The organism is Streptomyces sp. NPDC056948, assembly GCF_042674225.1.
GTDB lineage: Bacteria > Actinomycetota > Actinomycetes > Streptomycetales > Streptomycetaceae > Streptomyces > Streptomyces purpurascens.
Window position 1 is genome coordinate 18,306 of sequence record NZ_JBHUQX010000020.1, and the last position, 22,068, is coordinate 40,373.

Annotated in this window: 18 protein-coding genes and 1 pseudogene; 9 read left to right on the top strand and 10 right to left on the bottom strand. The window is 71.1% G+C overall.

Annotated elements, in window-relative coordinates:
• The first annotated feature begins 90 nt into the window (after positions 1-90).
• Positions 91-1,365 carry an APC family permease gene (locus ACFTZL_RS04555; RefSeq protein WP_382578179.1) on the top strand — a complete coding sequence of 425 codons (1,275 nt, stop codon included), beginning with the start codon at positions 91-93 and terminating at the stop codon, positions 1,363-1,365.
• A gap of 120 nt (positions 1,366-1,485) precedes the next feature.
• A complete protein-coding gene (locus tag ACFTZL_RS04560; RefSeq protein ID WP_382578213.1) occupies positions 1,486-2,151 on the top strand; it encodes a class I SAM-dependent methyltransferase in 666 nt (221 codons plus the stop codon).
• A gap of 52 nt (positions 2,152-2,203) precedes the next feature.
• On the opposite strand, the gene ACFTZL_RS04565 is transcribed toward ACFTZL_RS04560, so the two are convergent.
• The 3 genes from ACFTZL_RS04565 to ACFTZL_RS04575 all read right to left on the bottom strand — a co-directional run bounded on the left by ACFTZL_RS04565 (position 2,204) and on the right by ACFTZL_RS04575 (position 4,129).
• Positions 2,204-2,986, bottom strand: coding sequence for a TSUP family transporter (locus tag ACFTZL_RS04565; RefSeq protein ID WP_382578182.1), 783 nt, complete (start codon positions 2,984-2,986; stop codon positions 2,204-2,206).
• Between the two features lie 79 nt (positions 2,987-3,065).
• A complete protein-coding gene (locus tag ACFTZL_RS04570; protein WP_382578185.1) occupies positions 3,066-3,794 on the bottom strand; it encodes a cation transporter in 729 nt (242 codons plus the stop codon).
• Positions 3,794-4,129: an ArsR/SmtB family transcription factor gene (locus ACFTZL_RS04575; protein ID WP_382578188.1), complete on the bottom strand. Its 336-nt coding sequence runs from the start codon at positions 4,127-4,129 to the stop codon at positions 3,794-3,796. Before ACFTZL_RS04575 ends, ACFTZL_RS04570 begins: the two co-directional genes overlap by 1 nt.
• A gap of 117 nt (positions 4,130-4,246) precedes the next feature.
• On the opposite strand from ACFTZL_RS04575, the gene ACFTZL_RS04580 reads away from it, so the two are divergent.
• The 3 genes from ACFTZL_RS04580 (at position 4,247) to ACFTZL_RS04590 (ending at position 6,439) form a co-directional block, all read left to right on the top strand.
• Complete coding sequence (locus ACFTZL_RS04580) at positions 4,247-5,026, top strand: heavy metal-responsive transcriptional regulator (protein WP_382578190.1); 780 nt, start codon at positions 4,247-4,249, stop codon at positions 5,024-5,026.
• Positions 5,023-5,328 carry a hypothetical protein gene (locus tag ACFTZL_RS04585; protein WP_382578193.1) on the top strand — a complete coding sequence of 102 codons (306 nt, stop codon included), beginning with the start codon at positions 5,023-5,025 and terminating at the stop codon, positions 5,326-5,328. The genes ACFTZL_RS04580 and ACFTZL_RS04585 overlap by 4 nt, the downstream gene beginning before the upstream one ends.
• 136 nt (positions 5,329-5,464) lie before the next feature.
• A complete protein-coding gene (locus tag ACFTZL_RS04590; RefSeq protein WP_382578216.1) occupies positions 5,465-6,439 on the top strand; it encodes an arsenic resistance protein in 975 nt (324 codons plus the stop codon).
• A gap of 28 nt (positions 6,440-6,467) precedes the next feature.
• Here ACFTZL_RS04590 and ACFTZL_RS04595 read toward each other — a convergent pair whose 3' ends face one another.
• Positions 6,468-6,854: a hypothetical protein gene (locus ACFTZL_RS04595; protein WP_382578195.1), complete on the bottom strand. Its 387-nt coding sequence runs from the start codon at positions 6,852-6,854 to the stop codon at positions 6,468-6,470.
• Positions 6,855-7,384: 530 nt separating this feature from the next.
• Here ACFTZL_RS04595 and ACFTZL_RS04600 point away from each other — a divergent pair.
• The 4 genes from ACFTZL_RS04600 to ACFTZL_RS04615 all read left to right on the top strand — a co-directional run bounded on the left by ACFTZL_RS04600 (position 7,385) and on the right by ACFTZL_RS04615 (position 15,264).
• A complete protein-coding gene (locus ACFTZL_RS04600) occupies positions 7,385-8,485 on the top strand; it encodes a glycosyltransferase family 4 protein (protein WP_382578218.1) in 1,101 nt (366 codons plus the stop codon).
• Between the two features lie 185 nt (positions 8,486-8,670).
• Positions 8,671-10,392, top strand: a complete 1,722-nt coding sequence (locus ACFTZL_RS04605) for a hypothetical protein (protein ID WP_382578197.1) — start codon at positions 8,671-8,673, stop codon at positions 10,390-10,392.
• Between the two features lie 303 nt (positions 10,393-10,695).
• A complete protein-coding gene (locus tag ACFTZL_RS04610) occupies positions 10,696-12,342 on the top strand; it encodes a flavin monoamine oxidase family protein (protein ID WP_382578199.1) in 1,647 nt (548 codons plus the stop codon).
• Between the two features lie 468 nt (positions 12,343-12,810).
• Positions 12,811-15,264, top strand: a complete 2,454-nt coding sequence (locus ACFTZL_RS04615) for a hypothetical protein (RefSeq protein ID WP_382578200.1) — start codon at positions 12,811-12,813, stop codon at positions 15,262-15,264.
• A gap of 694 nt (positions 15,265-15,958) precedes the next feature.
• Here ACFTZL_RS04615 and ACFTZL_RS04620 read toward each other — a convergent pair.
• The 6 genes and pseudogenes from ACFTZL_RS04620 to ACFTZL_RS04645 form a co-directional block, all read right to left on the bottom strand.
• Positions 15,959-16,273: pseudogene (locus ACFTZL_RS04620) on the bottom strand (site-specific integrase); the annotation flags it as partial.
• A gap of 52 nt (positions 16,274-16,325) precedes the next feature.
• Positions 16,326-17,345 carry a hypothetical protein gene (locus tag ACFTZL_RS04625; protein WP_382578203.1) on the bottom strand — a complete coding sequence of 340 codons (1,020 nt, stop codon included), beginning with the start codon at positions 17,343-17,345 and terminating at the stop codon, positions 16,326-16,328.
• A 1,263-nt stretch (positions 17,346-18,608) separates the two neighbouring features.
• Positions 18,609-18,935 carry a helix-turn-helix transcriptional regulator gene (locus tag ACFTZL_RS04630; RefSeq protein ID WP_016325359.1) on the bottom strand — a complete coding sequence of 109 codons (327 nt, stop codon included), beginning with the start codon at positions 18,933-18,935 and terminating at the stop codon, positions 18,609-18,611.
• Complete coding sequence (locus tag ACFTZL_RS04635; protein WP_382578207.1) at positions 18,932-20,044, bottom strand: tyrosine-type recombinase/integrase; 1,113 nt, start codon at positions 20,042-20,044, stop codon at positions 18,932-18,934. The genes ACFTZL_RS04630 and ACFTZL_RS04635 overlap by 4 nt, the downstream gene beginning before the upstream one ends.
• A 126-nt stretch (positions 20,045-20,170) precedes the next feature.
• Complete coding sequence (locus ACFTZL_RS04640) at positions 20,171-20,800, bottom strand: hypothetical protein (protein ID WP_382578208.1); 630 nt, start codon at positions 20,798-20,800, stop codon at positions 20,171-20,173.
• A 50-nt stretch (positions 20,801-20,850) separates the two neighbouring features.
• The gene (locus tag ACFTZL_RS04645) at positions 20,851-22,056 is read right to left on the bottom strand and encodes a hypothetical protein (RefSeq protein WP_382578210.1); all 1,206 of its coding nucleotides are present in this window, start codon (positions 22,054-22,056) and stop codon (positions 20,851-20,853) included.
• Positions 22,057-22,068 lie beyond the last annotated feature (12 nt).

Sequence of the window (22,068 nt, forward strand, 5' to 3'; positions counted from 1 at the left end):
GGCGCTGGTGCTCCCTACGGCAGCCCCGGCCCGACATCTTCCTCGGCTACGGTGCGCCGAGTCGAAGACCGGTGCGAGAAGGAGTCAGTGATGAACAGGGCGGGGGCCCCGACGGGCGCGGGCGCGATGAAGCGTCGTCTGGGTGTGTCCGACGCGGTGGTGATCGGCCTGGGCTCCATGATCGGGGCCGGGATCTTCGCTGCGCTCGGCCCGGCCGCCGACGCCGCCGGTACCGGGCTGCTGCTCGCCCTGGCCTTGGCGGCGGTCGTGGCGTACTGCAATGCGACGTCCTCGGCGCGGCTGGCCGCTCTGTACCCACAGTCCGGGGGGACCTACGTCTACGGGCGTGAGCGGTTGGGCGACTTCTGGGGCTACCTGGCCGGCTGGGCCTTCGTCGTCGGCAAGACCGCCTCCTGCGCGGCGATGGCTCTGACCGTCGGCGCCTACCTGTGGCCCGGCCAGGCCCACGCGGTGGCCGTGGCCGCCGTAGTGGCGCTGACCGCGGTGAACTACGCGGGGGTACAGAAGTCCGCGCTCCTCACCCGGGTCATCGTCGTGGTCGTCCTGGCCGTGCTCGCTGCCGTAGTGGTCGCCGCTCTGACCTCCGCGGGCGCGGATGCCGCGCGGTTGGACATCGGCTCGGACGCCACCGTCGGCGGAGTGCTCCAGGCTGCGGGCCTGCTGTTCTTCGCCTTCGCCGGCTACGCCCGCATCGCCACCCTCGGCGAGGAGGTCCGTGATCCCGCCCGTACCATCCCGCGCGCTATCCCGATCGCGCTCGGCGTCACCCTCGCCGTCTACGCCCTGGTCGCCATCGCCGTCCTGACGGTGCTGGGGCCGGCCGGGCTGGCGGAGGCCACCGCCCCGCTGTCGGACGCCGCACGGGCCGCGGGCGCCGACTGGCTGGTGCCCGTCGTCCGCGTGGGCGGCGCCGTCGCCGCGCTCGGCTCACTCCTTGCGCTGATCCTCGGGGTCTCCCGCACGACCCTGGCCATGGCCCGCGACCGGCACCTGCCGCACGCCCTGTCTGCCGTCCACCCCCGCTTCGGTGTTCCGCACCGTGCCGAACTGGCCGTCGGCACCGTCGTCGCCCTGCTCGCCGCGACCACCGACGTACGCGGGGCCATCGGCTTCTCCTCCTTCGGCGTCCTGGCCTACTACGCCATCGCCAACGCCTCCGCCTGGACCCTCACCCCGCAAGAGGGCCGGCCCAACCGCCTCATCCCCGTCGTTGGCCTGGCCGGCTGCGCGGCCCTGGCCTTCGCCCTGCCCCTGAGCACCGTCATCTCCGGCACCGCAGTCCTCCTGCTTGGGGCGGCCGTCTACGGCCTGCGAAAGGCCACAAGCCGCAGTCCTCGCCACTGACACCTCTCACGTCGCCGCGACTGCTGTCGCCCGGCACGACGGCTCCGCCGGGCCCTGACCAGCGCCCTTTAGTCTGGGCCCGAAGTCCGGCACCAGCCGGAGGCAGGGAGGCGGGACATGATGTCGGACAACGACCACGACCTGGCCGACGCGCAGCGCCGGCACTGGCAGGACACCTACACCGCCCACCCCGGCATGTACGGCGAGCAGCCCTCCGCACCGGCAGTCCACGCCGCCTCGGTGTTCCGTGCGGCCGGGGCGGGGGACGTGCTGGAGCTTGGCGCGGGGCATGGTCGCGACGCCCTGTACTTCGCCCGCCAAGGGTTCACCGTCCAGGCCACCGACTTCTCCGCCACCGGCCTTGAGCAGCTGCAGGAGGCCGCCCGCGCCCAGGACGTCGACCAGCGGGTCACTACCGCGGTACACGATGTCCGTGACCCGCTGCCCCTGCCGGACGCCTCCGTGGACGCGGTCTTCGCGCACATGCTGCTGTGCATGGCCTTGTCCAGCAAGGAGATCCACACGCTGGTCGGCGAGATCGGCCGGGTACTTCGGCCGGGCGGCACCTTCGTCTACACCGTCCGTCACACCGGCGACGCCCACTTCGGCTCCGGCAGCGCGCACGGCGACGACATCTACGAACACGGCGGCTTCGCCGTCCACTTCTTCCCCCGCGGCCTGGTCGACGCTCTCGCCGAGGGCTGGACCCTGAACGAGGTCCACGCCTTCGAGGAAGGCGACCTTCCGCGCCGCCTGTGGCGCGTCACCCAGTCCCTGTCCGGCTGACCGAGAGGCGAGTGCGGCCCCCACGGTGCGGCCCCAACGGAAGCCACGCGTCTCAGGACAGGCTCTGGGCGGCATACAACGCGCCGAGGGCGGCGGCGAGGGTGCCGAGCAGGAGGCGGAGCGCGGTTTCGGGCAGGCGGGGCTGGAGACGGGCGCCGAGGTAGCCGCCGATCAGGCCGCCGAGGCCGCAGGCCAGCCCCAGCCACCAGTCGGGTGCGACGGGGCCGGAGCTCGCCAGGGCCAGCACGGCGTAGGCGGCGGCCCCGGCCACGGAGGTGGTGAAGGTGGCGGCGAGCGTGGCCGGTGCGACGCGGGCCATGGGCATGCCGCGCGCGGCGAGGACGGGTCCGAGCAGGGAGCCGCCGCCGATCCCGTAGATCCCGCCGATCACCCCGACCGTGAGGGCCAGGGCGGCGAGCGCGGGCGGCGACGGCTCGGCCGCGCCGGGATGCTGCCGGGCCGGGCGCAGGGTGCGCAGGCACAGCCAGATGCCGAGCGGCAGGAGGAGGGCGGCGACCAGGATGCGGAAGACGCCGGGGCCGGGGAGGGCGAAGACGCGGACGGCGGCGCCGGCGAGGACGCCGGGCAGCGTCCAGGTGACCAGGCGCCGGGCCAGGCCGCCGCGCAGAGCGCCGTCGCGGCGGTAGCGCCACAGGGCGCCGGGCCCGGCCACCACGTTGAACAGCAGGTTCGTCGGTGTGACGGCGGGGCTCGGCACGCCGAGGACGCTGAGCTGGACCGGCAGGAGGAAGACCGCCCCGGACACGCCGACCGGAGCGGTCACCGTCGAGATCAGCAGGCCGGCCGCGAAGCCGGCCCAGATCGTCCACTCCACCGCTGCCCCCGCCAGTCCTCGATCGCCCGGTCAGTATCAACGGACCGGGCCACGCAGGCGGGTGCGTGCAACGAGATGTTCACGAGCAGCAGGTACAGCCCGTCTTGCAGCCGCACGCGTCCGTCTCGGCCGCAGCCATGGGGGCCGGGGTGCGCGCGTGGGCGGCGGGGGCGCAGCAGCCCTTGCCCTGCCAGGCGTCGCGGCCTTCCTTGACGGCGAGGGCGGCGATGACGAGGGCGGCGATGGGGTCGGCCCAGGACCAGCCGAGGGTGGCGTTGAGGACCAGGCCGACGAGGAGGACGGCGGAGAGGTAGGTGCACAGGAGGGTCTGCTTGGAGTCGGCGACCGCGGAGGCGGAGCCGAGTTCGCGGCCCGTGCGGCGCTGGGCGGCGGACAGGAACGGCATGACCGCCAGGGACAGGGCGGCGATGACGATGCCGGGGATCGAGCGGTCGGCCTCACCGGTGCCGGCCAGTGCGCGGACGGCGTCGAAGGTGACGTAGGCGGCGAGGGCGAAGAAGGAGACGGCGATGATCCGCAGGGTGCGCTGCTCGCGTGCCTCGCGCACGGTGTGGTCGCGGGCGGAGAACTGCCAGGCGACCGCCGCGGCGGAGGACACCTCGATCACGGAGTCCAGGCCGAAGCCGATCAGCGCGGTCGAGGAGGCGATCGTGCCGGCGGTGATCGCGACGACGGCCTCGATGACGTTGTAGGTGATCGTGGCGGCGACCAGCAGCCGTATGCGGCGGGCGAGTACGTCGCGGCGGGCCGGCGAGGGCCCGATGGATATCGATATCTCTGCGGCCATCAGCAGCAGTCCCTCTCGTCGGCGTCCGGGCAGGTCTTGTCGGACTCGACCGCGACCACCGCGGCGAGCAGATGCTCCAGGGCGTGGCCGAGGCGTTCGTCGGCGAGCTCGTAGCGGGTGCGGCGGCCGTCCGGCGCGGTGACGACCAGGCCGCAGTCGCGCAGGCACGCCAGGTGGTTCGAGAGCCGGGTCCGGGAAACGCCGAGGGCCTCGGCGAGGTCGGCCGGATACGCGGGTGCTGCGCGCAGGGCGAGCAGGATCCGGCAGCGGATCGGGTCGGCGAGCGCGCGGCCGAAGCGGGCCAGCACGTCGATGTCGGAGGCAACGGTCAGCACACCCTGACAGTACATTCATTCCTGAATTCAGTAAACCCTGAATCATTAGCGTCGGTCGGTACCGAGGGCCGGTTGGGCTTGACCTTCGAGTCGGGTCGAAGGTTTACCGTCGGTGGCGTGAGGACCTACCGCATCTCGCAGCTGGCGGCACGCTCCGGCGTTCCGGCCACGACGCTGCGCTTCTACGAGGACGCCGGGCTGCTGCCCGCCGACCGCACGCCGTCCGGATACCGCGTGTACGGCGAGGACGCGGTGGAGCGCCTGGCCTTCGTCTCCTCGGCCAAGCTGCTGGGTCTGGCACTGGAGGAGATCCGCGAACTCCTCGACGTCCGCGAGGAAGGGGTGTGCGCCTCGGTCCGGGCCCGGATGCTGCCCCTGGTCGCCGACCGGATCCAGGCCACCGACGGCCGGATCGCCGAGCTGCGGGCCTTCGCCGCGCACCTGGCCGGGGTCCATGCGGACCTGTCGGGCCCGGCGCCGGCGGGCGCGTGCGGGCCGGACTGCGGCTGCACCACGACCAGCGCATTGGCGGCCGGGCCGGTACCGGTGACGCTCTCGCCGACCCGCCCCGCCTCCGGACCGGGCGCGGAGGTGTGGCGGGAGGCCCCGGTCGCCTGCACGCTCGGCGGCGCCGAACTCGGCGAGCGCACCGAACAGTGGCGCACGCTCGTCGCCAGGGCCGAGCGGCGCGAGGAGATCGACGACGGACTGCGGCTGTCCTTCCCGCCGGACGCCGACCTCGCCGGGCAGCTTGCGGCACTCGCCGCGGCCGAGCAGGGCTGCTGCGCGTTCTTCGACTTCACCCTGCACCTGACCCCCGATGCCCTCCAGTTGAGCGTGCGGGCGCCCGAGAGCGCCGCCGGGATGCTGGCCGACCTGTTCGGAGCCCCCGCATGAGCAGCTCCTCCCCGCGTCCGTCCCGGTCCTGGGGCACGCTCGGTGCCGGCGCGGCGGCCGTTGCCGCCTGTGCCGTGTGCTGTGCGGGCCCGCTGCTGGCTGTGCTCGGCGGTGTCGGCATCACCTCGGCGATCGGTGCTTGGTGGATGCCCGTCCTCGCGGTGGGGGCCGCCGCCGCGGCGGCGGGGTTCTTCCTCGTACGCCGATGGCGCCGGGCCGCGGCCTGCCGCTCCGCCCCGGCCCGCGCCGATCTGGGCATGCCGACCATCGGACCTGCGAAGGACCGTGCCCCGTCGCGCTGAGGTACAGCCGCTACCAGTGTCCGAGCTGGTGGCGTGACCTGTGAGGACGGACGGGCGAGGGGCTGCCGCGGGTGGCCGGTATGCGAACGAGGGAGCGGTCAGGGTGTCGCAGGGACCGCAGGGCCCGGTCGAGCGAATGGAACACCACCAGGTCGCGATCTACCTCGCGGCGATGGCCGCCGGCGGACTGCTGGGCTGGCTCGCCCCGGACGCCGGCCCGGGACTGGAGCACGCCATCAACCCCGTTCTCGGGTCCCTGCTGTTCGTCACCTTCCTCCAGGTCCCGGCCGCCGAACTGGTCCGCTCGCTGCGCGACGGCCGCTTCCTCGCGGCGGCTCTGGTGGTGAACTTCGTGGTGGTGCCGCTGGTCGTCGCGGCCATGTTCACGTTCCTGCCCTCCGACCAGGCCGTGCGGGTGGGCGTGCTGCTGGTGCTGCTGTGCCCGTGCGTGGACTACGTGATCGTCTTCTCCGGGCTGGCCGGCGGCTCCAGCCGCCGCCTGCTGGCCGCCACCCCGCTGCTCCTCGTCGCCCAGATGGTGCTGCTCCCGGGGTTCCTGTACCTGTTCATGGGCTCCGAGCTGGCCGACATCGTCGAGGTCGGCCCGTTCCTCGAAGCCTTCGCCTTCCTGATCGTCATCCCGCTCGCTCTCGCCTGGGCCTTGCAGGCGTGGGCCGCGCGCCTGCCCGGCCGGCGGGTCTCCGACGCGGCGACCACCACGATGGTGCCGCTATTGGCCGCGACCCTGCTGACCGTGGTCGCCTCGCAGATCCCCAAGCTCGGCGACAGTCTGGCCGACGTCGCCGCCGTCATCCCCTTCTATGCCGTGTTCCTCGTGGTGATGGCCTTCGCGGGGAAGGCAGTGGCGCGGCTCTTCCGTCTCGGCACCGCTGCCGGGCGGGCGATCGTTTTCACCGGCGCGACCCGCAACTCCCTCGTCGTGCTGCCGCTGGCCCTGGCCCTGGCCCTGCCCGACGCGCTCGCCGTGGCCGCGGCCGTCGTGGTCACCCAGACCCTGGTCGAGGTCCTCGGCATGGTCGCCTACGTCCGGCTCGTCCCACACATGGTCCCTGCCGCCCAGCCCACGCAGGACGTACCCGTCGCGCACTGAACAGCGCCCGGCCGGGAGCTGACCGAGGTCAGGGTTCCTGCCCGAACAGCGGCACATCACCGGGAGCCAGATCGCTCCTGACACGCTCCAGCCGCACGGGGTGGCGCCAGCGACCGGCCGCGTCCAGGGACACGTCGACCGCGACCTCCGCGACGACAACCGGCTCGACCAGCCGTACGGCGAGCTGCTCCCGCGACCCCCAGCCCGCGCTGAAGGTCCACCCCGTCCACGGGTGCGCGGCTGCGCCCGGCTGGAGTTCGGCGGCCAGGGCCTGGCGAACGGCCAGATTCAGGGCGGCGGTGCGTCCGGCGTACTGGAGTCGGCCGTCGGCGTCGAAACGGCCGAGCAGGGCCGTCGTGGGAGCAGCCGGGGCACCGGTGACCGCGCCGATCACGGCCTCGGTCGTGTGCCGCAACCACTGGTGAAGTGTCGGTATTCGAGAGTTGCACTATTCGGCCTCGGGACTGGTGGGCTCGCATGTTGAGGTGTCGCGTATTCGAGAGGTGCTTGGCGCGCCGGTCGCGGGGTGGGCAAGGACTGTCGGCGAGGTGGCCGTGAGTGGCTGCCCCGAACAGTTCTCCGTGGGATCCGCCCAGGGTGTGCGGGCTTCGGGTGCGCGGTCCGGGGGTGTGGGGGCGGGCGGTGCGAGGCGCTTGGGGGTCGCTCGCGCGGTCAAGTGGCCGGTGTGGCTGCGCCGTTGAGTACGCCCGCACGCCCACCCACACGATGGACACTCTATGTATCCAATCGGGTACGAAGGGTAGTTGACTGGTGGTCGTTCGCGCCGCCGGTGTCGCCCGCCCCCAGAGTCGCCCGGGGGGCGACTCCTGGTCCAGCTGATGCTCTGGCGATTGCCGTTTCGCTCTGTGCGGAAGGAAGTTCTTGCAGGTGGAAGCAGTGGCGTCCCGCCCGTACCGGCTGACCACGATACCCGCGGGCCGGTCCATGTCCATCGTGGCGCGGGTGTACGGGTATCCGCCGGACCACAACGCGGGCTCCGAGTGGATGCTGCACTCGATGCTCCGTCCTCTGGCCGAGCGTGGTCACCGGGTGGCGGTCTGGCTGTCGCACCCCGGAGGGATCGAGAAGAGCTACGAGATCGACGGGGTGCGGGTCGTCCCGTATCAGGAGGGCATGGACTTCGCCGCCCGCGCCCAGGAGGCGGACGTGCTGCTGTCGCACTTCGAGAACGTGCCGCTGGTGGCGGGGCTCGCGCGGGACCGGCGGATTCCCCTGGCCGTGATCTGCCACGACAACTTCGCCGTGAGCTTCCACAACGCGGCGGGCGCCGATCTCGTCGTGTACAACAGCGAGTGGATCCGGCGGGACGGTGAGATCTTCTACGCCCGCTACCCGCGGGAGTTCCTGCCCCGGGAAAGCATCGTGGTACGTCCGCCGGTGATCGCACAGGAGTACCGCACCCAGCCCGGCGACCGCGCGACGCTGGTCAACCTCAATTCCGACAAGGGCGGCGAGGTGTTCTGGCAGATCGCCGCGTGGACTCCGGAGTGGAACTTCCTCGGCGTCCGCGGCGCCTACGGACAGCAGGTCATGCCGCCACCACGGCTGCCCAACTGCGAGGTCGTCGCCGGGGTGCCGGGACAACAGATGCGCGAGCACGTCTACAGCCGCTCCCGCGTGGTGCTCATGCCGAGCCTGTACGAGTCCTGGGGGAGGGTGGCGGTGGAGGCGTTCGCCTCGGGCATCCCCGTCATCGCCCATCCCACCCCCGGCCTCGTGGAGTCCCTGGGCGAAGCCGGGATCTTCGCCTACCGCGACGACCTCAACGCCTGGATCCACGCCCTGGCAGCCCTGCGGGACCCGGTCACCTGGGAACGTGCCTCCCGCCGGGCCAGGGCCCGCTCCATCGAACTGAGCGCGGCTCCCGACCTCGACCTGTGGTGCGACGCCGTCGAGTCCCTGGGCGGAACGGGCCATCGCAACGGCGTGCGCAGGCGCGCGCTCGGCACCCTCGTCGATGCCGGTGACACGGGCCGGGGCGTGGGGGACGGTGCCGCGGACGTGCCGGGTGAACGACTGGCCTGACCCTCACGGCACGTGACGGCCGGGCCGGACCACGGCTCCACGCCCCTCGGCGACGACACCGAAAGGCACCGGCGTAACCGCGCGGCAACGCCCGGCACACGCTGGGCCTGCTCCCCGCGGGACCTGCTGCCTGCACCGCGAACCACGGAAATCCGCCCAATTCCGCAACGAAAGAACGGCACACCATGATCCAGGAAACCATTGCCTCCATTCCCGAACCCGCCCATGCGATCGAGCCGCGTACGGCCATCGCGCCGTCCGCCAGCGCGCCCATCGCTCCCTACACCCACAGCCGGCGCTTCGACTATTCCGGCAGCATCGAGAACTTCACCGTTCCCCCCGGCGTCACCACGGTCAACGCCCGCTGCTGGGGCGGTGGCGGCTATGGAGCCGGGCTCGGGGGCGGTGGCGGTTTCGCCACCGGGGACATCGCCGTCGTGCCCGGGGAGACCCTGCGGGTCGTTGCCGACCTGGGAGGAGGCGTGTACGGCGGGGGCGGCATGAGTGGCCTGTTCAGCCAGCGGCTGGGCCAGACGCTTCTGATCGCCGGCGGAGGCGGAGGGGGTATGACGGGTGTCCCAGGTGCCCATGGTGGCGCGGGCGGCGGCACCAGCGGTTCCGACGCACAGGGCCACGGATGGGGCGACTGGCCATGGACGCCGGCGCACGGAGCTTCGGGCTCCACGGGCGGCGCCGGCGCGGCCACCACCTCCGGCATCCGTGTCCACGGGGGGCGTGGCGGCAACACCGGCCACGACGGCGACGCCAACTGGCACGGGGCTCCTGGGGGCCAGGTACCGATCCCCGGCATGGGCGCAGGCGGGGGCGCAAGCTACGGCGGCTACACGGGTGGGGGCGCCGGCTACGCGGGCGGCGGTGGCGGCGTCTCCAACGCCTCGGCCCCCGACGACCCCGGCCCGGCCATCGGCTTCGGCTGTGGCGGGGGCGGCGGCAGCAGTTTCGTGGGCGGTCCTGGCGTCACCGGGGCAAACACCGAACCCGGCAACGGCACACGGGCAGGCGGTCAGGGCGATCCCCTGTACCAGTCTCCCGTCGGCGACGCGGGCAACCACGGCCAGGTGGTGCTGCAGTGGGCTGAGTTCACCGTGACGCCCGGCGGACCGCCCGACGTGGAGCTGACGCAAGGCGGACCGGCCGGGTACCCGGGAGTACGGGTCGAAGCCGGTGTGGCGTTCGAACCGGTGTCGGTGACGGTGGCCCTGCCCGCCGGCCGCGGCCTGCTCTTCGGCACCCAGACACTCGCCGACTACCAGCTGACCGTCCAGAACACCGACGGGGAAACCACCCAGTACACGGGAACCCTGTCCGCGGACGGAACCTCGCTCGTCTTCACCGACGTGGACCTGGAACTGCCCGGGACGACCGTGATGTGGGTCGCCGTGAGCGCCGGCCACGACACCCCGCTCGGCTCCACCAGCCTGACCTTCACCGTGGGAGGAAAGACCTCCCTCTCCACCACGATCGTCGTCACACCGGACTTCACCGTCTCGCCCGGCGGGGCCCCGGTGACCGCAGAGAGGGCAGGAGCGGTCGTGTACCCGGGAGTTGAGGTGCGGAACAACGGATCGCAGTCCGTCCCCCGGCAGACGGTCACCGTGGTTCTGCCGGCCTACGCCGACATGCGGTTCGGCACGCCCGACAGCCCCGATCACCAACTGACCGTCTGGGACGCCGACGGGAACACCACCGTGTACGCGGGAAGCATCTCCGACGACGGCCGGACCCTGACCTTCTCCGACGTCGACCTGGCAGTCCCCGACGACGGATCACAGTCGGTCATGTGGGTCTGCGTGAGCGCCTCCGACGACACACCCCCCGGCCTCACCAGCGTGGAGTTCACGGTCGGCGACCGCATCTCACCGTCCACCGCCATCGACGTCATCTGAGCAACCCGCGACAACGCTTCTGAGTGCCGTGGTGAGGGTGCGGGGCCAACTACGGCGATCCTTCCGCTGCGCTCCCCGGAGCAGATGCGGCTCCGTGCCGGGTTGGTGATCAGCCGTAGCACCCCAGCCGGAGCGACCTTTCACGCACAAGCGATCACATCAGCTCGTGAACAACGCCAGCGGTTCGACTACTCGGCCGCCGTCTACTTCAGAGAAGTGACCAGGCCGAACGAAATGGCACCGGACCACCGGAGCCAGACAAGCCGGGAGCGGCATCGTCCCGTCCGACCCGAAAGGTGAGCCATGACCACGCGCACATCCACCAACCCCTCCGCATCCGCGCAGTCGCTGTACCACGCGATGTCCGGCCTTGGCGGCCCGCTGAGCTCCGGCGAGGGCGCCGCGCCGGACTTCGCCGCCGCACCACGCGCGGCGGCCGGCGAGGAGAAGTCGGTGCTGATCCTCGGTGCGGGGGTCGGCGGGCTGACCGCCGCCTACGAACTGGGCAGGCTCGGCTACCGGTGCACGGTCCTGGAGCCCCAGTCCCGTACCGGCGGCCGTAACCGCACCGCCCGCAAGGGCGACAAGCTGTACGAGCTCGACGGCGAGGGCGACAGCCCGGTCCTGACCCACACCTGTGCCTTCGACAGGGGCCTGTACCTCAACCTCGGCCCCGGCCGTATCCCGTACCACCACCGCCGGGTCCTGAGGTACTGCAGCGACCTCGGGGTGGCTCTGGAGCCGTACATCATGGAGACCACGGCGAACGTCGTGCACCGTGTGGGCCACACCCCGCCCGGCCGGCCCTGGCGCAACCGGCGGATCGCCAACGACACCCGCGGCCACCTCGCCGCACTCCTGTCCGCCACCTTGACCGGGAGCGACGACGAGTTCACCGGGCTGCTGCGGGACCTGCTGCGCAAGTTCGGCGACCTGGACGAGGAGGGCGAGTACCACGGCTCCACCCGCTCGGGCTACGCCGAGCCCCTGGAGGTCCAGGAGTTTCCCAGGCCCGCACCCCCACTGGCCCTGACCGACCTGGTTCAGTCGGAGTTCTGGAAGCACCGCTTCTACCAGCCCGTGGACTATCTGTGGCAGGCCACGATGTTCCAGCCGGTCGGCGGCATGGACAAGATCGTCCACGCTCTCACCGAGCGGATCACCTCCGAGTACAACGTGACCGTCGAGCTCAAGGCCGAGGTCACATCGGTCGACCTGACGGGCGGCGGCGTCAGCGTCACCTACCGCTCAGGGGGTCAGGAGCTGACGGCGTCGGCCGACTACTGCGTCAGCAACATCCCGCTTCCAGTGCTCAAGCAGCTCACGCTGACCGGCTTCTCCCCGGAGTTCCGCAACGCCGTGGAGGCAGTGGGCTTCGCGCCGACGTGCAAGGTCGGCTGGCAGGCCAACCGCCGGTTCTGGGAAGACGACCACAACCAGATCTACGGCGGCATCAGCTGGACCGACCACCCCATCACCCAGCTCTGGTACCCCTCCAACGACTACTTCTCCCAGACCGGCACCCTCACCGGGGCGTACAACTTCGGCGACCAGGCCGAGGAGATGGGCAAGCTCGCGCCGGGCGACCGGCTGCGTCTGGCCCGGGACGGCGCGGCACAGCTGCACAAGGAGTTCCTGGAGAAGACCGCCGTGCCCCAGGAACTGGGCGTCACCATCGCCTGGCACAAGGTGCCCCACCAGCTCGGCGGCTGGGCCGACTGGGACCCGGCCGACCCCGGCCACCAGGTCGCCTACAAGCAGCTCCTCCAGCCCGAGGGCGACGGCCGCTTCTACGTCGTCGGCGACCAGGCATCCCCCCTGCCCGGCTGGCAGGAAGGAGCCATGATGTCCGCCCAGTACGCCGCCGCCCAGATCCTCGGCCTCCTCCCCCGCACCGCCCCCGAAACCGTCCAGGTCCCCGACTCCACCTTCCTCACCCAGGGCCTCTGACCACAGCACACGCCCGGGATCCGGCCCGCAACCAGCAGCCGGGTTACCGCGACGATCTCGACGCCTGGATCCACGCCCTGGCATCCCTGCGGGACCCGGTCACCTGGGAACGTGCCTCCCGCCGGGCCAGGGCCCGCTCCATCGAACTGAGCGCGGCTTTCGACCTCGACCTGTGGTGCGACGCCGTCGAGTCCCTGGGCGGGACGGGCCATCGCAACGGCGTGCGCAGGCGCGCGCTCGGCACGCTCGTCGATGTCGGTGAGTCGGGCCGGGGCGTGGGGGACGGTGGCGCGGACGTGCTGGGCGAACGGCGCGCCTGACCCTGACGGCACGTGACGGCCGGGCCGGACCACGGCTTCCCCCTTCCATGCCACGACGTTCCATGAGCTGCGGGACATCGTGCCGTGGCTGTGAACCCCCGCACACGAACAGCGAGTCAACCAGTCCCCACCACGCACGGAGGTCTCCATGACTGTCCCCGGACCCGCTCCGGCTCCTGCGCAGGAGAGCGCACCCCCCTCGTCGTCTCCGCCCGTTCCCCCGCAAGTCCAGCCCAGGACCGGCGCTGCCGCCCGCCCGACCCAGGTCCAGCGGTTCGGCGCCACGGGAGCCGTGCAGTACTGGACCGTTCCCCAGGGCGTGTTGCAGGTGCAGGTCAGCTGCTGGGGCTCCGGCGGGGGCAGTACCGGAGCGGGAGCCAGCAGCGCCGGTGGCGGCGGGTACACCACGGGGACCGTCCAGGCGCAGCCCGGGGAGCGGCTGGCCGTGATCGTGGGTAACAACTCCGGCTTCGGCGGCGGCGGAAGCGGGGACTCCCGGGCCCAGGGCGGGGGCATGAGCGGCCTCTACAGCATGCGGCTGGCCGAAGTCTTGATGATCGCCGGCGGCGGTGGCGGCGGCGGATCGGCCCAGAATCGGGGCGGGCCCGGAGGAGGACCGGACGGAGGAACGGCCGGCGGCCAACACCCTGCCCGCGGGGCGTTGGGTGCGTCGGGCGGCGCGGGAGGAGGCACCGGCGCCACCGCCGGAGCCGCAGGGGGAAACACGGGGTCTGCGGGCGGCGGCAGAGCCGGCGGCAGTCTGCCGATCGCCGGCATGGGCGGTGGTGGCGGTGGCACCAATACCGCGGGGGGTGGCGGCGGCTACGCGGGCGGCGGCGGCGGACACATCGCCGACTCGGCCAATGCCAGCGGCGGCGGGGGCGGTTCCGGGTTCGCGGGCGGCCCCGGTGTGTCGAACGGGCGGACGGTTGCGGGCTCGGGCAACCAAGCGGCCGGGAAGAACGATCCCCTGTACGAGGCGGGCACCGGGGACAGCGGCAGGACCGGACAGGTGGTCCTGCAATGGAGGGTCGCAGAGGTCCGGCTGGAGAACGTGGCAGGTGACCGGCAGCAGGCCGACACCGGTCAGGCATTCGCCGACCGTCTGAGCGTACGGGCCCTCGCGGACGGCCAGCCGATGCCCCAGACCGGCGTGACGTTCACCGTGGTGTCCGGCGAGGCGTCCTTCAACGGAGCCCCGTCGGTCAACGTGTCCACCGACGGGGCCGGGCACGCCACCGCACCGGTTATCACCGCGGGACGGACACCGGGCCCCGTACGCATCGACGCGACCTCGGGCAACGCCCGCACCCAGTTCACCCTCACCGTCAACTCCCCCCTCCAGTTCGCGGTGCTCCCCGGCGGGCCGCCCGATGTGGAACTGCAACCAGGCGGGACCGTGGGTTACCCGGGCGTGGTCGTCAAGAACACCGGTCAGGCCCCGGTCGGCGAACAGACCCTCACCGTGTCGCTGCCCGCGGGCCGGGGCCTGCAGTGGGGAAGCAGCACCCTGCCCGACTACCAGATCACCGTGGACGGTACCCCCTACCCAGGCACCCTCTCGCCCGACGGACAGACCCTGACCTGCGAGAACATCGACCTGGCCATCCCTCCGGGAGGACAGGCGGTGATCTGGGCCGGCGTGAGCGCGGCAGCCGACGCCGCTCCCGGCTACACCGACCTGCACTTCACCGTCGGCGGCCAGGCCGCGGATTCCACCCCGGTACGCATCGGCACCACGGTGCTCACCCCGCCGTTCTCCCTCACCCCCGGCGGACCGCCGGAGGTACTCCTGGTACCGGGCGGCGCCACCGGCTACCCGGGCGTGGGACTGGCCAACACCGGCGACCAACCGGTCCCCCCGCAGACCGTAACGGTGCAGCTTCCCCCGGACACTAACCTGTTGTGGGGACAGCCCGAGATCCCCGATCTCCAGCTCACCGTCCTCGACGCCCAGGGCTCGACCACGCCCTACACCGGAACTCTCTCCCCCGACGGGCAGAGCCTCACCTTCACCGACGTCGACCCCGGCATCCCGGCTCCCGGATCCGGCTCCCTCATGTGGGTCGGCGTCAGCGCGGCGGACGACGCAGCCCTGGTCTACACCTCGCTGGTGTTCACCGTCGGCGACCGCACATCCGCCTCCACACCGGTGATCGTCGTCCACGCGCCACAGTTCGTGGTGGAGCCGGGCGGCCCGCCCGACGTCACCCTCACACAGGCGGGAACCCCCGGATACCCGGGCGTGGTCGTACGCAACTCCGGCGCCTTTCCTCTCCTGACCGACGTGACGGTCACCGCCGACCTCCCCGCCGGCCGCGGACTGTCCTTCGTCGCGCAAGCCGGCCCCGACCACCTGCTGACCGTGCGGACCCCGGCTCTCGGAGCAGTCCACCACACCGGACGTCTCTCCGACGACCAGCAACAACTCACCGTCGACAGGGCCCGCCTCAGCCTGCCCGTGCACGGGGAAGCCGTGCTGTGGGCAGCGGTCTCGGCCACAGACAACGCTCCCCCCGGACCCGCAACCCTGACCTTCACGGTCAACGACCACACCAGCCCCTCCACCCCCGTCCACGTCACCCCGCCCACCACCCACTGAGACTCGACCAACGCGCCCACCGGGCGAGGACACCCTTCACAGCCCTCGCCCGGCAACCCCCCAACCTTCGGCGAGAAAGAACCGGGCGCCAGCCTTCGGCACGAAACACTCAGTGAGCTGCCGGACGGTCCCCGCCGTCCGCAGCTGCCGGGCGGGCGATCGTCTTCACTGGCGCGACCCACAAACCGTGCCGAGAGCCGCGAACCGAACGGCGGCATAGTGGCAGCGAACCGCCATACGCCAGCGGACGGGCCTGTCGTACGACAGGCGGGGGCCCGGAAGATCGCCGAGGCAGTGATGTGGAGTCAGGCCGAGCTGGGCGAGTTCGACGACGGGGGCCGGGTCTGCGGCGTTCCCGATCGCGGGCCGTGTAACCGCTGCGGGACGTGTCGGCGCGGATGCCGAAGTGCAGGCGGGTGAGTGCCAGAAACGGATTGAGGTGGCGGGCGATGGTGTGTGTTTGGGCCGGGGGTGCGGTGTCAGACAGGTCGCGGGGCTTGGCGAGACGGGCTGTGCGTGTCCTGACCGTTCTCCGTCCCCGCTCGGCGCGTACGCGGCACGGCGCCGTGTTTCGGCGGCGGTTCGCGTGGCAGCGAGAACCGCCAGTGTCCTGGGTAGTGAGGACACCGGCGGTTTCGGGTGTTCACGGGTTCAGGGAGCCCGGCGCAGGCGCCTGGGAAGCGTTCCCATCAGTGAGATGGCGCCGTCGTATTGCCCGATCCAGCCGGCGTAGAGACCGCCCTCCTTCGCCATGGCTCTCCGAGTCGGGCGGCGACATCCGCTTCACCCGGGCCGGCACCCGCGGGCCGCCGTACCCTCGTTCGGCACACCAGCCCAGCCACGACAGCGCCGACGCCCGGCGGGCATTCCATATGTTGACCGCAGCTTCCCCCCACAGCTGTTCGAGGACGCCGCCGATCTCGCCGTCCGCCACGGTGGCGAGTGGCCGGGCCTTCCCGAGGCGCTCCGCCGTCTTGCCCACCCCGATGCCGTACGACCGGAGAGTGTTGGCGTCGCCGGAGACAACGCCAGGGTGAGCAGAGCCCCGTAGCCCGACCTGGTCACGTCAGCGAGGACACGTATTCGGACCAGTTCTCGCCGGCGAGCGTGGCCCAGCGTTCGGCTGTCTTGGGGTGGATGCCGAGCAGGTCGGCAATGATCATGGGCGGTAGGTCTGCCAGGGTGTCCATCATGGCGGTGTTCCGTGCTGCGCGGGCGGGCAGGCCGTGGTGTCTCAGGGTGTCGGCGAGGCCGAGGGGGTTACGCGGGCGGCCAGGGCTTTGGCCGGGCAAAAGGTACCTGCGTCCGGCCGTGGTGCTGTGCCGGGGCGTGCTGTGTCGGAGCTGGTCGTCGATGAGACGGGCGAGCTTCGGTGGAAGGACGAAGGGGTGCTGGTTGACCGCCAGGTAGGTGTGCTCCTGGTCCCGGCTGATGTGGTCCTCGGTGAGCTCGACGATGCGGGTCAGGGAAAGTGCATAGAGACGGACCAGAGCAGCCGCGACGCGGACGTCCAAGGGCAACGCGGTGTCGTTGAAACAGCGCAACAGCTCGCTTCGGGCATCGTCCTCGGCTTGGAAGTAGCCGGGAAGTTGCGAGGATCGGTGCTCGATGACCAGATCGGGCGGGCAGAGGCGTCGTGCGGTGCTCCATCGGAGGAAGGGGATGGAACGGGAGCGCAGCGTTGGCCTGTCGCTCGCCCAAGTGTCCAGATGCGCTTGCTGGAGTCGACGAAGGCTCAGGTGCTGGGAGTCGATCCAGTTCAGGAAGTCGATGGCAGCCAGCACGTTGCCGCAGTCGCCTTTGTGCGCGGCGTAGGTGTAACGGCCGCGGGCTGAGCGTCGGCGGGCGTCGCGGATGATGTGCCACTCGGCGAACGGACGGATGAGATTGGCGTGCCGCGCGGGGAGGTCGGCCACGGTGCGCGCGACCCAGTTGGTGAGCAGGGCGAGGTTCTCGTCGCGCGGCGGCAAGATGCCAGCGGTGACGAGTAATCCGCGCACGTAGGCGGTGGCAGCCCGTTGGGGCAGCGTGTCGAGAGATTCATGGTTCAGCGCTCCAGGATCGAGGACCAGGCGTCCCAAGAGACGGGCGGTGGGGCTTCGGCGCAGCCACTGCAGGACGCGGTAGGGGTTTTCCGCGCCGGTCAGAACGACGGCGAGGGGTTGGAGTAAGGGCCACGCTTGTGCCGTCTACGGAAAGCAGATCGGTCACCCGGGCGGTCAGGGTGCAGCGGGGGCAGCGGGGGCCGGAGTAGAGGTCCGCCGGTTCACCGCAGGCCGAACACCGCTCGACCGGTTCGTCGGGGAACGAGCATGTCCTGCACAGGAGGTGTCCCTCGGCCGTCTGACCGATCAGGATGCGCTGTCGACTGCACGATGCGCACGGCGCCGGGGTCGACAGAGCTGCTCGGTAGCAGGAGTTGCACACCGGCCCGCGCGGCCAGAAGACCTTGATCTTCGCGACCTGGCCGCACAGGGCGCATGCACACTCTTCGCGAGGGCGGCACGTGTCGCAGTGGAACGGGCCCCGGCCACCGTTGATGTGGTGGCCTGGGCGGACCTCTTCACAGATGGCGCAGATCTTCTCGTGTCGCTTGTAGCACCGGTCGCAGGTGTCCGGCCTGGCGCCGTCGGCCCGGGCGACGATGGGAACGGTCTGGCCGCAGACACCGCACAGGCGGGGAGGGCTGGAGTAGCAGCTGCCGCAGACCGGCCCGTCAGAGATCAGCGCATTGACCCGGCGTAGTCGTCCGCAACGGCAACAGGTCTGAGTGTTCTTGGGCGCACAGGTCTGGCAGAGGCTGGTGCCGTCGGGCAGGCGCCGGTACGAGATCATCATCCGGCGGCAGTCGGCGCATTCCTCCTTGGCATCCGGCTCCTTGTTCCTGCACGGATTGCAGATGCCGCCCTCCGGTCGGCGGGCGTAGATGCCGGCCACTTTGCCGCAGCGGGCGCACGGCTTCTTGGCACGTCGGCCGGCGCAGCGTGAACACAGTCGCCCCTCCGGTCCGTTGTTGGTGGGAAGAGGGTCAGTCCGTCCGCAGTCGCCACAGGCCACCAGGGCGACCTTGTCACCGTGCCCGACGGCGGTGAGTGCTGCCAGCAAACGCACCACGCAGGTCGGACAGTCGCTACTGGGCACGCTCAGGGCGTCGGGTCTGTCGGACAGATAGCGCACCAGGCGGAAGGCGTTCGCACCACGCCATGCCCGCGCCTCCTCCGCCACGGCCTGCGCCTGTTCGGGGGCAAGGGAATCGCCCACCGCTGACCGCAGCAGGGCGACGATCTGCTCCTGGGCGGCAGCGAGCTCGGCGCGTAAGCGGAGCTGGTCGGGTGCCAGTGGCCTCACGGCTGACCTGGGCGCCGGATCGTGGTCCGCCGCTCCTTCAGCGGCAGTGGCTCGGCTTGTCCGTCCGCGGTCTTCTTGACCTGTGCGTTGACCACCTTCGGCTTGATGAGATCGTTCGGCGTGCACTCGAAGATGTCGCACAGCGCGACCAAGGTGTCCATGCTCATCCGCTGCGGCGGCTGCGTCACCAACCGGTAGACCTGCTCACGCGACAGGGTCACGCCACGCTCTGCCAGGAGCGGCACCAAGTCCGAGGTCTGGAACATCTGGTGCTCGGCCATCGTGGCCCGCAGACACCACTCGTAGCCCATCTTCTTGATCATTTAAGGTCCCAGTCGTCACCCAGCCGCCGCTTCAGCGAAGCTTCCAGGAGCTGGTTCCGGTACTCGTCAGAGACGCCCATGTAGATGGCCGTCGTAGAAGCGTGGGTATGTCCCACCTGCTCTTGAACGAAGCGGGCAGGATAGCCGAACTCGGTCAGATGCGTGATGTAACTGTGGCGCAGACAGTGCAGATCGAGGTCCTCGTCGAGGCCGGCGTCCTGGCGTGCCGTCACGAACGCCTCGTTGATCGAGCGCGGAGACATCCGGCCGACCCGCTCGGTCACCCACAAGGCCGGATGCAGGTCCGGCGAGAGCCGCGGGCGAATCTCGTGCACCCACTCGTCAAGGACGTCGACCACCCAGTCCATCTCGGGGACCAGAAGCACGGTCCGTCGCTTCGGCGGTGTGCCCTTGGAGGACTTCCCGTACCGGACGGCCATGCTGCCGGCCTGCCCGAACTGCGGCGCCTTCCTATGACGTCGCAGATCCATCAGGTCCACCTTCGAGGACTCGGTCCGCCGGGTGCCGTACGCGTAGATCGTCTTGAGTGCGGCAGCATCGCGTAGCGCGGTGAGCGTGCCCTTGCGGCCCTGCCCGTGAATTCGTCGGGGCCGGGCATCAGCGGCGTCAAACAGCGCTTGGACCTCGTCGTAGGTCAGAGGCCGACGCCGGGGATCACCTTCGTACTCCACCGAGTGGAGGACAGAGTTGCCTTCGTGGAAGACCACCTGCGGTGACAGGCCGAACCGTTCCTGGCAGGTCTCGACCCACCCGTACCGGCGGTCCAGCAGGTACTCCACGAACAGTTCGATGACCACCTCGTAAGACCGAGCCGTAGACAACTGGATCGGCTTGGCCCCGCTGCGAAGGTGGACGATGAACGCCTCGCCGTCGGCGGGAGTCCACTGCCACGGGTATAACCCTGTGAACTCCTCGAACCGTTGAAGCAGACGCAGCCGGGGCTGGATCGTCGAAGCCTGGAGAAACCGCGCGGACTGCTGCCGAGCCCAACCATCCTTCATTGCAGAGGAGACCGCTGGCTCCGGGTTCAGAAGGACAACGTTCGGGGCCAGGGCAAGACGCACCGACCCGGGTGCCTCAGCGACCATGCCCGCCGTTGTATCAAACGCATCATTGTTGCGTCCAGATCGAGCGGTGCCGGTCAGCTACTGAAGGATGCTCGGGACGCCCCCGAGACAACGTCTCTGATCAGCGGGAACGTCCGAGGCGAGAGGCTACGAACTGTTGCAGCCAATGCAATTCATCCCGTTTCGGTACTTGCGCCACGCCCTGAACCCGGGCACGTACCGCTGGTCCAGGCGCTTGAAGACGAGCCCCTCCAGTCCGACCGTCGACCACTCCAGCCACTCGCTGGCCTGCTCGGGGTCGGTGGTGGAGGGACACAGGGTCCAGGGAGCCTGGAGGCGGTGGTCGGCGAAGAACTGTTCCAGTGCCGCACGGCGCGCCCGGTAGGGCTGCGCGGTCAGGTCGGCGCCCGCCCGCAGCAGGTCGAAGGCGACAAAGTGGGCCGGCCACTGCTCAGCCGCCCGGACAGCGGTCGCCGCCCTGCGGTGCGCACGCTGCTGAAGACGCTCGAAGGCCAGCCGACCGTCCTCCCACACCACCAGTTCCCCGTCTAGCGCGGTGTCGTCGGGCAACCGCGAGGCCGCGGCGACGATCTCGGGAAAGGCCGCCGTCAGGTTCCCGCCGCGGCGGGAACGGATCAGAACCCGGCCGCCGGGCCACCGTCCCAACAGCGCCCGGTAGCCGTCCCACTTCGGTTCGGCCGCGTGTTCCGGGTGGAGCACGAGGTCGGGTGTGGGGGTGGCGAGCATCGGCTCCGGCAGGGACCAGGTCGAGGACATGGTCGAAGGTGTTCCACCGTGAGCAGGCGACGGGGGCCGGTGTCGCCCGGTCAGCGGATTGGCGGCAGGGCCTTGTCCGGGTGCGCGGTCTGTACGTACTTCACCGCGACGCCGGGGTGGATGCCGAAGAGACGGACGAGGTGGACCGGGTCGGCGGTCTCCTGGGCCTCGTAGAGGATGCGGTCGGCCCACACCTGTCGGGGCAGCAGCCCGATCTGGTCGAAGGCGGCTCTGCGCGCGCAGTAGCTGATCGGCGGGGACGCCGGGTGACGGTAGGTCTGGGAAGTGATGAGCAGATGCGGGTTGGTGGCCTGTGGCCAGCGCCGTCGGCGTTCGCGCAGCCAGTCGGCCACCAGGCCGGTGCTCAACTCGTCGAGGTAGACGGTGTGGATGTGCTCGCCCCGTCGGACTGCGAGGGTCTCGTGGGCGAGGTCGGCGTCGGCCAGGCCGAGCCGGGCGACCTCCACGGCGCGCACGGCGTGGATGGCGACCAGCCCGACGATGAGGCGGGCGGCGGGTCCGTCGAGCCGGTCGAGGGCACCGGCCAGCCGGTCGCTGGACAACGGGAGCGGCAGGTGAGTCCCGGCGGGCAGTCGCAGCCCAGCGGTGGGGTTGCGGAAGATCAGCCGCTCCTGCTTCAGGGCCCGGAAGATGCTGCGCAGCGCGGTGAGCAGTTCGCGCGCCGGACCGCCGGGGTACTTGGCGAGTTCCGCCCGTGCATGGTCGGTGGTGACCTGCCGCAGGTCCATTCCGGCTGCCTCCCAGGACGTGAGGGCGGGCGAGGCGGTGCGCAGGTAGCGGCGGATGCGGGAGTAGTCGGCCGCCGCGTGCTGGTAGCGGCCTTGCCCGCGCATGACCATCGCCCAGGCGCGCAGCTGCTCGGCCATCGGCTCGGGAAACCGGACGATCCGCTCGTGCAAGGCCCTCTCGTCGTGCCCGTCGCGTCGCCCCGTGCTCAGATCCGGAACGCGTGAAGGGACTTGGCGCTGGACGTCGGTGAGCAGTTGCGCCGGGGTCTCGGAGAGCGCATCCGGCTCCAGAAGGGCACGCTCGTCGAGGAAGTCGATCACCCGGCGGGTCGCGGCGGTGCCGGCCGGCACCGTCCCGGCCAGGGAGCGCACGTCCCGCTCAGGGATTGCCGCATGCGCACCCACCCGGTCCAGCAGGGCATGCAGGACGACGGCCGCACTGCCCGGCACGCTGCGTCTGTCGGCGAGCCAGGCCCGCGGATAGGCGGCAGTGAACGCGTCGAGCAACTCCTACGCCGA